This window comes from Henriciella mobilis, from assembly GCF_003576315.1.
GTDB classification, from domain to species: Bacteria; Pseudomonadota; Alphaproteobacteria; order Caulobacterales; family Hyphomonadaceae; genus Henriciella; species Henriciella mobilis.
The window spans coordinates 1-12,970 of record NZ_QWFZ01000013.1 but is presented as its reverse complement, the minus strand read 5'-3'; the positions used below and the strand labels follow the sequence as shown (position 1 = coordinate 12,970).

Annotated in this window: 18 protein-coding genes; 11 read left to right on the top strand and 7 right to left on the bottom strand. The window is 60.5% G+C overall.

Features of this window, described 5'->3' with window-relative positions; translation table 11 throughout:
* Window positions 1-112 precede the first annotated feature (112 nt).
* Window positions 113-565 (top strand): hypothetical protein, encoded by a 453-nt coding sequence (locus D1227_RS07820; protein ID WP_147372764.1) that lies wholly within the window; start codon window positions 113-115, stop codon window positions 563-565.
* A gap of 26 nt (window positions 566-591) precedes the next feature.
* On the opposite strand, the gene D1227_RS07815 is transcribed toward D1227_RS07820, so the two are convergent.
* Window positions 592-1,383, bottom strand: coding sequence for a response regulator (locus tag D1227_RS07815; protein ID WP_119376224.1), 792 nt, complete (start codon window positions 1,381-1,383; stop codon window positions 592-594).
* 142 nt (window positions 1,384-1,525) lie between these two features.
* Between D1227_RS07815 and D1227_RS19780 the strand changes: the two genes are divergently transcribed.
* Genes D1227_RS19780 through D1227_RS07805 form a run of 3 tightly spaced genes read left to right on the top strand, consistent with a single transcriptional unit; the run spans window position 1,526 to window position 4,030 of the window.
* Window positions 1,526-1,720 (top strand): NepR family anti-sigma factor, encoded by a 195-nt coding sequence (locus tag D1227_RS19780; RefSeq protein WP_147372766.1) that lies wholly within the window; start codon window positions 1,526-1,528, stop codon window positions 1,718-1,720.
* 8 nt (window positions 1,721-1,728) lie between these two features.
* On the top strand, window positions 1,729-2,337 hold the full coding sequence (locus D1227_RS07810) for a sigma-70 family RNA polymerase sigma factor (RefSeq protein ID WP_119376225.1): 609 nt from the start codon (window positions 1,729-1,731) through the stop codon (window positions 2,335-2,337).
* Window positions 2,309-4,030 carry a sensor histidine kinase gene (locus D1227_RS07805; protein WP_119404444.1) on the top strand — a complete coding sequence of 574 codons (1,722 nt, stop codon included), beginning with the start codon at window positions 2,309-2,311 and terminating at the stop codon, window positions 4,028-4,030. Before D1227_RS07810 ends, D1227_RS07805 begins: the two co-directional genes overlap by 29 nt.
* Here D1227_RS07805 and D1227_RS07800 read toward each other — a convergent pair.
* The 3 genes from D1227_RS07800 to D1227_RS07790 are packed head-to-tail and all read right to left on the bottom strand — an operon-like array spanning window position 4,027 to window position 5,968.
* Entirely contained in the window at window positions 4,027-4,851 is an 825-nt protein-coding gene (locus tag D1227_RS07800; protein ID WP_119376227.1) for a metallophosphoesterase family protein, read from the bottom strand. The genes D1227_RS07805 and D1227_RS07800 overlap by 4 nt on opposite strands.
* Window positions 4,848-5,705 carry a diacylglycerol/lipid kinase family protein gene (locus D1227_RS07795; RefSeq protein ID WP_158586601.1) on the bottom strand — a complete coding sequence of 286 codons (858 nt, stop codon included), beginning with the start codon at window positions 5,703-5,705 and terminating at the stop codon, window positions 4,848-4,850. Before D1227_RS07795 ends, D1227_RS07800 begins: the two co-directional genes overlap by 4 nt.
* Entirely contained in the window at window positions 5,702-5,968 is a 267-nt protein-coding gene (locus tag D1227_RS07790; protein ID WP_119376229.1) for a DUF7218 family protein, read from the bottom strand. Before D1227_RS07790 ends, D1227_RS07795 begins: the two co-directional genes overlap by 4 nt.
* 104 nt (window positions 5,969-6,072) lie before the next feature.
* Between D1227_RS07790 and D1227_RS07785 the strand changes: the two genes are divergently transcribed.
* Entirely contained in the window at window positions 6,073-6,327 is a 255-nt protein-coding gene (locus tag D1227_RS07785) for a hypothetical protein (RefSeq protein ID WP_147372768.1), read from the top strand.
* Window positions 6,328-6,448: 121 nt separating this feature from the next.
* Here D1227_RS07785 and D1227_RS07780 read toward each other — a convergent pair whose 3' ends face one another.
* The gene (locus tag D1227_RS07780) at window positions 6,449-6,589 is read right to left on the bottom strand and encodes an entericidin A/B family lipoprotein (RefSeq protein ID WP_119376241.1); all 141 of its coding nucleotides are present in this window, start codon (window positions 6,587-6,589) and stop codon (window positions 6,449-6,451) included.
* Between the two features lie 151 nt (window positions 6,590-6,740).
* Between D1227_RS07780 and D1227_RS07775 the strand changes: the two genes are divergently transcribed.
* The 5 genes from D1227_RS07775 to nusG all read left to right on the top strand — a co-directional run bounded on the left by D1227_RS07775 (window position 6,741) and on the right by nusG (window position 9,118).
* The gene (locus D1227_RS07775) at window positions 6,741-6,914 is read left to right on the top strand and encodes a DUF1328 domain-containing protein (protein WP_119376242.1); all 174 of its coding nucleotides are present in this window, start codon (window positions 6,741-6,743) and stop codon (window positions 6,912-6,914) included.
* 77 nt (window positions 6,915-6,991) lie between these two features.
* On the top strand, window positions 6,992-7,186 hold the full coding sequence (locus D1227_RS07770; RefSeq protein ID WP_119404443.1) for a YqaE/Pmp3 family membrane protein: 195 nt from the start codon (window positions 6,992-6,994) through the stop codon (window positions 7,184-7,186).
* Between the two features lie 181 nt (window positions 7,187-7,367).
* Complete coding sequence (locus tag D1227_RS07765; protein ID WP_158586600.1) at window positions 7,368-8,201, top strand: SMP-30/gluconolactonase/LRE family protein; 834 nt, start codon at window positions 7,368-7,370, stop codon at window positions 8,199-8,201.
* A gap of 132 nt (window positions 8,202-8,333) precedes the next feature.
* The gene (gene secE / locus D1227_RS07760) at window positions 8,334-8,549 is read left to right on the top strand and encodes a preprotein translocase subunit SecE (protein ID WP_119376233.1); all 216 of its coding nucleotides are present in this window, start codon (window positions 8,334-8,336) and stop codon (window positions 8,547-8,549) included.
* A gap of 23 nt (window positions 8,550-8,572) precedes the next feature.
* A complete protein-coding gene (gene nusG, locus D1227_RS07755; protein ID WP_119376234.1) occupies window positions 8,573-9,118 on the top strand; it encodes a transcription termination/antitermination protein NusG in 546 nt (181 codons plus the stop codon).
* A 99-nt stretch (window positions 9,119-9,217) separates the two neighbouring features.
* Here the strand turns inward: nusG and pgi are convergent, their stop codons facing one another.
* Entirely contained in the window at window positions 9,218-10,765 is a 1,548-nt protein-coding gene (gene pgi, locus D1227_RS07750; RefSeq protein WP_119404441.1) for a glucose-6-phosphate isomerase, read from the bottom strand.
* Between the two features lie 26 nt (window positions 10,766-10,791).
* The gene (gene pgl, locus D1227_RS07745; RefSeq protein ID WP_119404440.1) at window positions 10,792-11,496 is read right to left on the bottom strand and encodes a 6-phosphogluconolactonase; all 705 of its coding nucleotides are present in this window, start codon (window positions 11,494-11,496) and stop codon (window positions 10,792-10,794) included.
* Between the two features lie 198 nt (window positions 11,497-11,694).
* Here pgl and tuf point away from each other — a divergent pair, with 198 nt between their 5' ends.
* Window positions 11,695-12,885, top strand: a complete 1,191-nt coding sequence (gene tuf / locus D1227_RS07740; protein ID WP_119376170.1) for an elongation factor Tu — start codon at window positions 11,695-11,697, stop codon at window positions 12,883-12,885.
* Window positions 12,886-12,970 lie beyond the last annotated feature (85 nt).

Genomic DNA, 12,970 nt, shown 5'->3' with positions numbered 1-12,970 from the left:
TCAGCCGCCTGTTCGAAGCGCTCGGCTGCAAAAAAGCTCTCTCAGCTTGATCCAGGTTAGAGCTGAAGGTGAAACACCTCGCTATGGTTGTGTGAGGTTTGGAGAATTACACGTGCGCTCGATGACCCCCTCATCAGCCGAGCGCGAGCCGCTCCTGAGACGACTCCGGCGGATCGGATTGATCCTTACGGGGGACCAGAAGCTCGCAGACGGAATCCTCAGCGATGCGTTCGTCCGCGCACGCGGCGCCATCCGGCATGCCGACGACATTGATGAAATGGATGTCTTCAAGCTGGGTTTCGATGCGTTCGAGGATGCCCTTCACAGGAAGGGCGCCGTCATCGTACTGCATCGCGCAGGCCGCGGCGACGGCTCGCTCGGCGATCGCGTTAGCCGTTTGACCTATGTCGAGCGCGTCGCCGTTTCATTGCTGGTGGTCGAGAAGCTGTCGCTCCGAGCCAGTGCCATCCTTTCGGGACGCCCGATCTCTGTTCTTGAGAACGCGCTGACCGACGCCCTGCCAAAGCTGGACGGTGATTTCGTTCAAGGCGAGGGACGGCCCTGAATTCGGACCGGGCCAACGCCGCCGCATCAAGCGGCGGCGACTGATTTTTCCGATGGATGGAAGAACAGGGCCTGGCCGATCGCGGCCTTGACGGTATTCTCCTGGAACGGCTTCGGGATCAGGTAGGTCGGTTCCGGACGCTCACCTGTCAGCAAGCGTTCCGGGAACGCGGTGATAAAGATAACGGGCACGTCGATTTCCTTGAGGATATCGTGCGCGGCATCGATACCTGACGAATTGTCAGCCAGCTGGATGTCGCAGAGCACCAGTCCCGGGGGATTGGCCTTTGCCATGGCAACAGCTTCCGAATGCGTGGTCGCGTTTCCGGTGACTTCGTGACCAAGTTCTTCAACGAGGCTTTCAAGGTCTGCGGCAATAATCGGCTCATCCTCAATGATCAGCACTTTTGTCTTGAGGGTCGATTCAATGTCGCGGTGCGCTTGCGCGATAAGAGACTCGACCTCTTCGACGGTCGTGTCGAGGATCGTCGCCGCCTCGCTCAGCTGAAAGCCTTCGAGCGCGGTCAGCAGGAACGCCTGACGCTCGATCGGAGCAAGGGATTGCAGTCGGGCATCCGGCGAAACCGTGCCATCGTCCATCTTTTCAAGCCGTGCGCCGGTGGTGCCCCAGATCGCATGGAAGAAGCGGTACAAGGCCTGACGGGGAGGCAGATCTTCACTGACCTGGCCTGGATCTTCTGCCAGCGCTGTCAGGGATGCCCTGATATAGGAGTCACCACTTTCCTGACTGCCCGTCAGGGCGCGCGCGTAACGGCGCAGGTAAGGAAGATGCGGACCAAATTTTTCGACGAGACTCATCGCTACCCTCGTAATTGTCTTCACACCAATAACTTGTCTCCTGACATTTGGTTGCAAGGGTGTGCAGTTTTTTTTTGGCAGGATGGAACTTTAGTGTCGGTCGGCGCTTTAATGGGCTGTACGACGACAAATCCAGGGATCCATGAGTTATCGAGCACAGAATATGGGTAGTAAGGAAGTCAAGCCGGACGCCGAGGCAGATCGGTCGCGCCGCGTACGTCAAAAGCGCATCGGTGATCAACTCCGGCGGCTTTATGATGACGTGACAAGCGAGCCCGTTCCCGACGAGTTTCTCAACTTGCTTGAGCAGGCCGACAAATCCAGCGAAAAGAAATAGAGACTGATTTGACCAAGCCGACACTTGATGATCAGGCGTTCAAGGCTGAACTCTCTGATCTCATTCCCCATCTCCGCGCTTTTGCGCGCAGCTTATGCGGTAACGCGACAGCGGCCGACGACCTCGCTCAGGAGGCGATGCTGAAGGCCTGGAAGGCGAGAGAGAGCTATCAAGCCGGCACCAATCTGAAAGCCTGGACGTTCACAATCCTGCGCAATCTCTTCTATTCGGAAAAGCGCCGCAGCTGGCGCCGCCAACAGCTTGATCCGGAAGTTGCAGAAGCAACGCTCGTCGCCAGCGACAATACGTCTTCGGCGCTGGACCTTCTGGCATTGCGAAATGCTCTGGGTGTACTACCCGAAGACCAGCGCGAGGCACTTGTCCTCGTCGGCGCCGGCGGATTGTCCTATGAGGAAACTGCTGAAATCTGCGGCTGTGCAGTCGGCACGATCAAGAGCCGCGTCAGCCGGGCCCGCAAGGCACTGGTTGAAATCATCGACAGCAATCAGGCAAGGTTCTCTGGTGACTCGGAGCTCAGTGCGTCCGAGGCTTTTGAAGACATCATGAGACAGGCGGACGAGCTCTCGCGTGACATCCCGGCAGACGCCAACAACTGACGAGAAGTCGAAGCGGGGTTCGCTCCGGCTGCGTCTTCTGTTTACGATCGCAGCAGCGCTGACGCCGATCCTGATCTTTGCTGGCTTCAGATCGTATCTCAATGCTCAGGACAGCATGGCTGAGCGGCGCAATCAGCTGATTGAAATCGCTGACCGCGCCATCGACGAGATCGAACAAGTCCTGTCGACGGTCGACACGCTCGAACAGATCTACCTCCCTAACCTTGCGCGCGGTGAATGCAGCGCGGTCTATGAAACGCTGGCGCCGCGCATTCCACAGCTTTCGAATATTGTTGCCTTCGATGCCGGTGGCAAAGTCACCTGTTCGGCCGTCGGCCAATCCTCCGGCACAGTTGCCCAGCCGTCCGCTTTCGCCGAACTCAAGGCTGGCAAGCCATCTGTAAGAACGGATGCGTTTTTCGGTCCGCGCAGCCAGGCATGGCTTTTTTCAGTGCTACGCCGGATTGATGACGAGAATGGCGAGTTCGCCGGCGCGGTGGCTTTTCCGCTCAGGACGGACGAGCTGGTGCGAACCATCCGCTTGACGAACCTTCCGGAAGATGTCGAGCTTGCCATTTCCGATGGCGACGGGCAGGTCTTCGGCAGCGCCCGCATCGTTGCGGTCAACGAAGACTGGATCGAGCAGTCGACAGGCGATCCGGATGGCGTCCTCTTCGTGACACCGACGCGCCAGTTCGGGTCACTCGATGTCGTTGTGCGATCGATTGTGGATGACCGCATGTATGCGATCATTTCCCGCCCTTCGCCGGGCCTTTTCAGTGAGTTTTCGCTACAGCCCATCGAGTCCGTCGGTATCCCGTTGCTGTCTTTTTCTCTCGCCCTGCTAGCCGCATGGCTGGCGGTTGACGGCTTGGTGCTGAAATGGCTGGCCCGCCTGCGACGCCTGGCGCTGATCTATGGCGAGGGTCACTACAATTTCCGCATCGGCAATGAGTTTGAGAACGCGCCGGACGAGATTGCCGATTTCGCGCACAGCTTCGATCGCATGGCAAACCGGATTTCGGAGCGCGATGCGTCGCTTCGCGCCGCCATCACGACGCGCGACGCGGCCGTGAAGGAAATCCACCACCGGGTGAAGAACAATCTTCAGATTGTTGCGAGCTTCCTGAATCTGCAGCGCCGGCAGGTCAAGGATAGCGCAGCGCGGGAAGTCATCTCCGCAGCCCGGCACAGGATCGACGCGCTCTCGATCGTCCACCAGACGCTTTACCAGCATGAACGGCTGGAAACTGTCCACATGCAGCCCTTCCTGGAAGCACTCCTGTCCCACTTGGCCGGAGCGCTCGGCATGGATGAAACCGGTGTGCGAATTGACAGCGAGATCGCCGAGATCGACCGGCCAGCGGATGACGCGATCCCGATAGCGCTTTTCATTCTCGAAGCCGTCACCAATGCGACGAAGTATGCTTTCAGCGGCCATGGCGGTGTCATCACGATCCGCCTCTATGAAGACGCAGACGAGATCGTACTCGATGTGATCGACGATGGTGACGGTGTTGATCTGGACGCGTCAGCGGACAATGGATCCACGGGGCTCGGGTCGCGGCTCATGACCGCTTTCGCCAAGCAGCTTCGAGGCTCGATCAAGACGAGTTCCAAGCCGGGGGAGGGGTTCCGTGTCGAGCTGAGAATGCCGGCGCTTCCTCCCGAGAAGAAAGAAACGAACTTCTAGTCCGATTGCGCCGTGACCCTGACATGGGACTCAGGCTGGCCGAAATGCGGGGCCAGCGTATGTGGTTTGGCCGGGACGAAGCGATCACCGTGCAGGTTGTGAACGGTCACGCGGCAAGCGTCCGCGGCCAGGTCGATAACGTTGAAACTGGCCGGATGTTCACGCAGCCGCGTTGAAAGCGTTCCGGACGAGACGGCAACGTAAGCGTCGTCCTTGTGGTCCACGACGGTCACAGAAGGGGCATGGACGTGTCCGGTCAGCAGAAAGCCCACCTTGCTTTGCGTCAGCCGGCGGCTGGCGCGCCTGCCTCGCTTGGTGGCTGTCCGTAGCGGTGCATCCGGCGGCGAGAGGAAAGGGTGGTGGCAGATAAGGAACGAGGTCTTGCCAGCCATTTCCGGAGCATGGGCGTCGGCAATCGCCGATTCCAGATCTTCCAAATTGACGGATCCTTCCGCCCAGTTGCTGCGCGTCTGCCAGCCGCGGGCTGTGTTCATGCCAACAAGGATGGCGCTATCCAGTTCGACCGGGCCGGACAGGTCGGCGAAATAATCGTCATGCCGGTCAAATGGCGAGACCACACGCTCATACAGGTTCAGGAGCGGAGTATCGTGATTGCCTGCAACCACGAGCTTCGGCAGATCAAAACGGTCCAGCCAGTCACGCGCTGCGCGAAATTCCGAACGCTTGCCGCGTTGGGTGAGATCGCCGCAAATGGCGAGAGCACTCGCGCCAAGCTCCGAAATCGATTCCTCGAAGGCCTCGAGCGCGACGGGATTCTCCGTTCCAAAGTGGATATCAGCTATCTGGACGATGCGTGTCATTCATACCCGGCAGATATGGCGCGACCTGCTTTCGCAATACGGTGAAACTCCGTGCCTGACTTAAGTCGCGCAGGTTCCCCGTCCAATGTAAGACGCAGGTCGTAGCCCTTGGAGTCCTCAAGCCGGATGCGAGGTGCTTTCAGCGTGGTAACGCCATTCGCCTCTCTCCAATCGGAAATGAGCGCACCAATGCCAGCCGATGCCAGCTCGAGCGTGTTGTCGGGGTTGATGAAAGCAAATTCGAACTCGCTGTCGCGCTGCGTGCCTACAAATATTGCGGCGGCGGTCGCAACCCCGGACGCCTCCGCGCCTTGGGCATCCTTCATTTTGAACTGCATCGCGTGCGTGAAGTCCAGGACATCTGCACCGGCCAGCCTTTCCACCGCTTCGAACACCCGCCCGCCGCGAAGCGCCTCGCGCGGGCCGGCTAGATCTGTCAGCTTGCCCGCCATGGCTGCGACGTAGAAGCGCCGATCGCCTGCACAGCCGGCTGGAACATCGATTTGCTGTCCTTGTTTCAGGCTTTTCTCCAGACACTCTCGCCAGTCTAGGGCATCGCCGTGAATCTGTTTGTGGAAGAGGTTCATCGTACCGCCCGGCAGCGGCAGGATCGGCGGACCATCGGCGCCCGCGCGTTCAAGAGCGCAGGCGACGGTGCCGTCCCCACTCCAGACGATCACAGCGTCCGGGCGGGTGTCGTAGCATTCGTCGATCGGCTGGCAGATATCCTCCTGGTCGAGAAGCTGGAACTCGGCGGACTCCCCAAGCTCTTCCAGTGCGTGGCGCAATTGGCTTTCCGCGTCGGCTGGAACACTGCCGGACCGTGGATTGATCAGGACCGCCAGGCGACTCATCGGCTGTCCCGGAGTGCTGAAATCAGCTCGCTCTTGTTCATCTTCGAACGTCCATTGATATCCAGTTCCGCAGCCCGGTCGTAAAGCTCGTCGCGGGTCCATTCTTCATATGGTGGATGCTTGCCGCCTTTGCGTCCGGGATGCATGGACGGATTTGCCTCGGCGTTGGCGATACGCGCTGCCGTGCCTTTGGAGTACCCCTCCTCGCGGAGCGCGTCATATACATCGTCATCCTTGATCGAGGGGCCATGTTTGCTGCCCATGAAACAGCCTTTCGAGATTAACCTAGATGCAGACTTTAACGCCGCCACAGAAAAACCGTTCCGACGCCGGGAACTTGCCGCCGACTGGAGCGTATAAGATCGGCATGGCTCAGAGGTTAACCCATCTTAAGCGTCACTACGTCCCGGCGGTTGGGCCGCTCGGGGACCTTGAACGCAGCTTCCGCCGGCTTGGCGGCATGTCCAGGCTGGACGTGGTCTTTTCGATGGTGAGCGTGGCCTGCGTGGCGATCTGGACCTGCCTCCATATTGGCAAGCGCAAGGCCGTCAGGGCATCAATAAAACCCGCCGTCTACCTTCTGACCTACATCCCGTCCGAAAAGCCAACGGAAACCGCCTGAACCCAGGCGGTACGTCAGGAGCCACGCCGCCCACGGCCCAGCTTGGCTTACGCTCAAACAAAAAAGTGCGGCCTTCCAACAGGAAGACCGCACATCGTATCTACTAGCCTGGCTGAATGCCTCAGGAGGCGTCTTCAGCAGCCTGGTCGATTGCGTCACCGGTGGCTTCGACGTCTTCGCCGGCACCTTCAATCGTGTTGCAGGCAGCGGCCATCAGAGCGAGCAGTCCGAGACCAGCGACGAGGAACGGGTTCTTCTTCATGGGGAAGTCCTTTCTTGATGAATAGTGCTGCTTGAACGAAGCCGCCCCGGGAAATGTTCCAAGAATATTTTCGGGAACCCGAAAGACCATGTGGCCGTTTACCAAGCATCGGCGAAAGGCCGACTCATACATACCTCAGAAGGAGTTTATCATGCTTGGTTGGGCACTCACCTTTTTCATTCTTGCAGTCATCGCTGCAGTCTTCGGCTTCGGCGGTATCGCTGGCGCTTCTGCCAGTATCGCGCAGATCCTGTTCTTCGTCTTCCTCGCACTTCTCGTGCTGAGCTTCGTGGCGAGAGCTGTGCGCGGCCGAAGCGTATTGTAGGCCAGCGACGCACATCGTTTCAGACTGGGGCGGCGGTCGAAAGGGCGCCGCCCCATTTCAATTCAATGGAGATAGACATGGCTACTTCCGATACAGCGCCCGCTTCGGGCAGCATACTTGTTATCCTTCTCTCGATCCTCCTGCCGCCGCTCGGTGTGGCGCTGTCGCGCGGGATCGGGACGCAATTCCTCATCAACATCCTGCTGACCATCCTCGGTTATGTGCCGGGTCTGGTGCATGCCGTCTGGCTTGCGGCGCGCCCGGCGCCCTAGTGCGGGCTGATCGCTTCGCCTCAGGATGTGCGGGCGCAGGAAATTTCATCAATTGATGACGAAATCGACTTAGGGCAAAAGCCGGTCCGCAGGGGACCGGCTTTTACTGTCGGGCATCGCGCCTTATGGAGTGTGGATGAGCCTTTACGAGCCACAGTGCGTTGCGCCAACAAGTTGCCTCTTGGGCCAGAGCCCCGTGTGGAGCCCGAGCGAGGGTCTGCTCTGGTGGGTCGACCCCAAGCGCGCCAAGCTTCACCGCTACAACCCGAAGACCACCAATGCCCGGCGATACGACCTGCCGCTCAAGGCCAGTGTCATAACCCTTTCGCAAGGCGAATTGCTGATGGCCGGGGATCTCGAGCTTGGCTTCTTCGACCCGTCGACGGAAGAGTATACGCGCCTCATCACACTGGAGGGGGAGCCGGAGGGCAACAAGATCAACTGCGGCGGCGTGGCGCCCGACAACAGCTTCTGGTTTGCCACCATGGATGGCGACGAGGCTGATGCGAAGAGCGCCTGGTACCGGCTCGCCCCGGACCGGGCGATCGAACCGCTGAACGCGCCGCGCGTGATTATTCCGTCTTCTGTGTGCTTCTCGCCGGATGGGCAGACTTTCTATACCTGCGACGTCACCGAGCAGGAAATCATGGCCTTTGACCATGAAGATACGCGAACCTTGTCAAACCGGCGTGTTTTCGCGACGACGAGCGCCGGGGCGGGCTATCCCGATGGATCGGCCATTGATGAAGAGGGCTGCCTCTGGAATGCCGAGTGGGATGGCAGCCGCCTGGTGCGCTACCGGCCGGACGGGGCCGTTGATCGGATCGTCAAGCTGCCCACCTCGCGTCCGACCGGCTGCTGCTTCGGCGGCAAGGACCTGAAAACCCTTTATGTGACCACCGCCCGGACCGGGCTGACGGCCTGGCAGATGGACGCCCAGCCCTTTGCGGGCAGCCTGTTTGCGCTGCAGGTCGAAACGCCGGGCCTTGCCGGCCGGGAATGGTCAGGCCACTGATGCTGCGCGATAAACTGCTTGTTGCCCGGACTTCCTGCACCCACATGACTTCACATTGAGACCAATGCGGAGTATGGCGTTGCCGGATAGGGCTAAGGCCGATACACACCCCCGACTTTCAGGAATCGTTTGATGGCCGATAAGGACAAGAAAAAAAGCGTGGACCCGGTGACGTTTGTACGTCAGGTCGAGGCAGAAGGCCGCAAGGTCACCTGGACCTCGCCGAGCGAGACTATACAGGCGACGATCATGGTCGTGATCATGTCGATCCTTGTCGCGCTTTTCCTGTTCATGGCTGACCAGATCATCGGCGTGCTGATCCGCATGCTCACCGGTCTGGGCGCATAAAATATTCAAGGAGTGCCACGCACATGGCCGAGGCCAAATGGTATATCGTTCACGCTTATTCGAACTTCGAAAAGAAGGTCGCCCAGGCCATCCGCGATCAGGCTGACCTGAAGAACCTGTCCGGACTGATCGAAGAGATCGAAGTCCCGACTGAAGAGGTTGTCGAAGTCGTCCGCGGCAAGAAGAAGACCGTGGAAAAGCGCTACTTTCCCGGCTACGTGCTGCTGAAGGCCGAGCTGACGGACGATGTTTACCACCTTGTGCGCGACACGCCGAAAGTTTCAGGCTTTCTTGGTGCAGAAGGCGGCAAGCGTCCGCTGCCGGTCCCGCAGCGCGAGGTTGACCGCATTCTGGGCACCGCTGACGAGCCGGCATCCGAGCGCGCCCGTCCGCAAGTCTCCTTCGAGATCGGTGAGCAGGTCCGGGTCAATGAAGGCGCTTTCCAGGGCTTCGAAGGCGGCGTCGAGGAAATCGACGAAGCCAATGGCCGCCTGAAAGTGTCTGTTTCGATTTTTGGCCGCGCCACGCCGGTCGATCTCGACTTCACGCAGGTCGACAAGATCAGTTAAGGCCCGCTGCGAGGCTCGCCATCCCAACAGGAAACCCGGCCATGAGCGTGGCCGGGTTTTTTTTAGTTGCTGGCCCGGCGCAGCGGGCGGCTAAGTCATCTAGTCGTTGAGGTGGGCAATCAGCGAAGCGGTTACGGGATCGTCGGCCTTTTCGCCGCCGGAAAGGGCGGTCTTGAGGCGGCCGGCCATGGTCTTGCCGCGTTCTACGCCCCACTGGTCGAAGCTGTTCACGCCCCAAAGGATGCCCGCAAGGTATGTTCGGTGCTCGAACAGTGCGATCAGGCTGCCGAGCCGGTAGGGATCCAGCGATGGGGCATGCAGGAAGGTCGACGGACGACCACCGGCATGAACCTTTTGCGCGGCGATTTCGATCGGTAGCTCCGGCTCTTCGGCGCGTACTTCTTCGAGGGTGCGGCCATTGGCCAGCACTTCAGCCTGTGCAAGCGCATGCGCCGTCAGGCCGGTGACCCCTTCGGCATCATCTGTTGCGCCCGGCGCCAATACGAACTCCGTCGGCATGATGGCCGGGCTCTGGTGGAGCCATTGATGGTAGGAATGCTGGCCAATCGTGCCTTCGCCGCCCCAGAGAAGCGGAGCGGTTTCCATCCCGACGGATTCGCCGTCTGGTCCCACAGATTTGCCGTTTGATTCCATTTCCAGCTGCTGCAGGTACGCCGGCAGAAGTTTCAGGCGCCGTGAATAGGCGAGTAGCGCTCGCGCCCCGAACCCCATGAAAGAGCTGTTCCAATAGTCGAGTAGCGCGAGGCGGATGGCGAGGTTTTCGCCCATTGGCGCTGTCTGGACATGCGCGTCCATGTCGGCTGCGCCAGCACGGAACGCATCCATGACATCGGATTCCAGGGCGATCGAGCAGGCGACCGAGCCGGCCGACCAGATCGAGAAACGTCCGCCAACTGTTTCAGGAAGGTCAAGAATGGTGCCGTCATCGGTGCCCAGCCAGGCTATCGCACGCGGCGGATTGGCCGTGACCAGGACGAAGTGATGGGCCCACTTGTCGCCGACCGCCGCTTTCACCCACGCGCGCGCCCGCGACAGGTTGTAGAGCGTCTCCTCCGTGCCGAATGATTTGGACACGCCGACAATCAGCGTGCGCGTTGGATCGAGGCCCTCCAGCGCGAGGTCGAGATCCAGCGGATCGAGATTGGCGCAATAGCGAAGCTCCAGCTTCGGCAGCCGCTGGTCATGAAACGCGTCGGCGACGAGACGCGGGCCGAAATCTGACCCGCCAATGCCGATATGGACAATGGCCGAGAAGGGTTTGCCGGAGGGTGTGGTCGCATGACCGTCGGCGATCCTGGCGGCGAAGGCGTCGGCAGTCTTCACCGAATCCCGAACCGCGCTGGCCGCCTCGAAGGCCGGCGCTTTTGCGCGCAGCGCCCAGTGCAGTGCCGCGCGGCCCTCAGACGGGTTCACCGTCTCGCCCGCGAACAGCCTCTCGATTGCTCCGCCCAAATCCTTTTCTGCAGCCGCCTTTGCCAGTTCGGTTTCGGCGGCCTCATCGAGGTAATGTCTCGACAGGTCAGCCTGCCAGCCGGGCGCGCTGACCATGGCTTTGCCGGCCCGGGCTTTCACAAGGGTTTCGAAGGATTCGGCTTTCAGCCGGTCTGCATGGTGCTTGAGTGACATTGAATGGCCTGCCTTTGGAACGTGTGTCAGGAACGGTAGAAGACCGTCAGGGCCTTGCCGGCGGCGCGGCGCATCAGGGAAACAGGATGCTCGGGATTGGCGGCCTCGAAGACGGATTTCTTCTTGTCCCCCGACATCAGGAGCAGGATGTTCCGCGCCTTGCCTACGACGGGATAGGTGAGCGTCATGCGCTCGGTGATTTCACCGGTCACTTTCGACTTTGGCGCGTCGATGGCGGCGACTGAGAGCATATTGCCCGGATCTGTGGCCGCGCCGAGCCCTTTGGCGTTGGCAAACCAGGACAAGGTGTGGCCGTCCTCACCCATGCCGAGCACCAGGACGTCGATGACGCCGGCCGCCTCGCCATAGGTGCGCTCGAGCGCTGCTTCAGCGCCGAATGCGCTGTTGTCCTCGGTCTTCATGGGCAGGAAGGTCGCCGCTTCGGCCTTGTCTTTCAGCAAGGTCCGGCGGACGAGCGCCGCATTGGACGCTTCATGGGTTTCATCGACCCAGCGCTCATCAGCCAGTCCGATCGTCACGTGTTCCCAATCGAGGTTCAGCCCGGAAAGTGCTTCGTAAATTGGGCCCGGCGTGGAGCCGCCGGAGCAGAAGAGGGTGGCCTTCCCGCGCCGGGACAGGGCGTCCTCAAGGCGGGCTTCAATCCAGTCTGCGGCTTCGGTCTCGAAGGTCTCCTTCGTGCCGAAAGCGTGAAATTCTGCTGCACTTGTCATGAGGTTGCAGGGACACGCGGCAGTGCCTGCTGTCAAGTGCGAGGCGGGCTCTTGTGCGTGCGAATTGCGATGGACGCTTGAAAGCACGCGCGCGCGTGTGTATGTCGCCCGCTTCAACGGGAATCAAAGGCCCGCTGTATGGGAAACCCACGAACTGTCCGGCGGGCCGGACTGCAAACAGTTAAGAGGAAGCCATAAATGGCCAAGGCAAAGTTTGAGCGCAACAAGCCTCACGTGAACATTGGTACGATTGGGCACGTGGACCACGGCAAGACGACGCTGACGGCGGCGATCACGATGACGCTGGCGGAAGTTTATGGTGGTGCGGCGAAGTCCTATGCGGACATCGACAACGCGCCTGAAGAGAAGGCCCGCGGGATCACGATCAACACCGCGCACGTTGAGTATGAGACCGACAAGCGCCACTATGCGCACGTCGACTGCCCCGGCCACGCGGACTATGTGAAGAACATGATCACGGGTGCGGCGCAGATGGACGGCGCGATCCTGGTTGTGAACGCGGCTGACGGCCCGATGCCGCAGACGCGCGAGCACATCCTGCTGGCCCGCCAGGTTGGCGTTCCGGCGCTGGTCGTGTTCCTGAACAAGGTCGACCAGGTCGATGACGAGGAGCTGCTCGAGCTGGTCGAGATGGAAGTTCGCGAACTTCTGTCTTCCTATGACTTCCCGGGCGACGACATTCCGATCATTGCCGGTTCGGCGCTGGCGGCTGTCGAAGGCCGTGACGAAGAGATCGGCAAGAAGAAGATCCTGGAGCTGATGGAAGCGGTCGACGAGTACATCCCGACCCCTGAGCGTCCGCTGGACAAGCCGTTCCTGATGCCGGTCGAGGACGTGTTCTCGATCTCCGGTCGCGGTACGGTTGTGACCGGCCGTGTCGAGACGGGCGTCATCAAGGTTGGCGAGGAAGTCGAGATCGTCGGCATCCGCCCGACGCAGAAGACGACGGTGACCGGTGTGGAGATGTTCCGCAAGCTGCTCGACCAGGGCCAGGCTGGCGACAACATTGGCGCGCTGATCCGCGGTATCGACCGTGAGGGCGTCGAGCGCGGCCAGGTTCTCTGCAAGCCGGGCTCGATCACGCCGCACGCGAAGTTCGAGGCCGAGGCCTACATCCTGACCAAGGAAGAGGGTGGCCGTCACACGCCGTTCTTCACGAACTATCGTCCGCAATTCTACTTCCGGACCACGGACGTGACGGGTGTTGTCACGCTTCCGGCAGACAAGGAAATGGTCCTGCCGGGCGACAACGTGAAGATGGACGTCGAGCTGATCACGCCGATCGCAATGGACCAGGGCCTGCGCTTCGCCATCCGCGAAGGCGGCCGCACCGTCGGCGCCGGCGTCGTCTCGGCGGTCAAGGAATAAGCATCGGACAGGTGCTTGTCGCCCCGCAAGGGGCTGACACAAGACATCAAGGGCCGTTCCTCCGGGAGCGGCCCTTTTTTGTTGA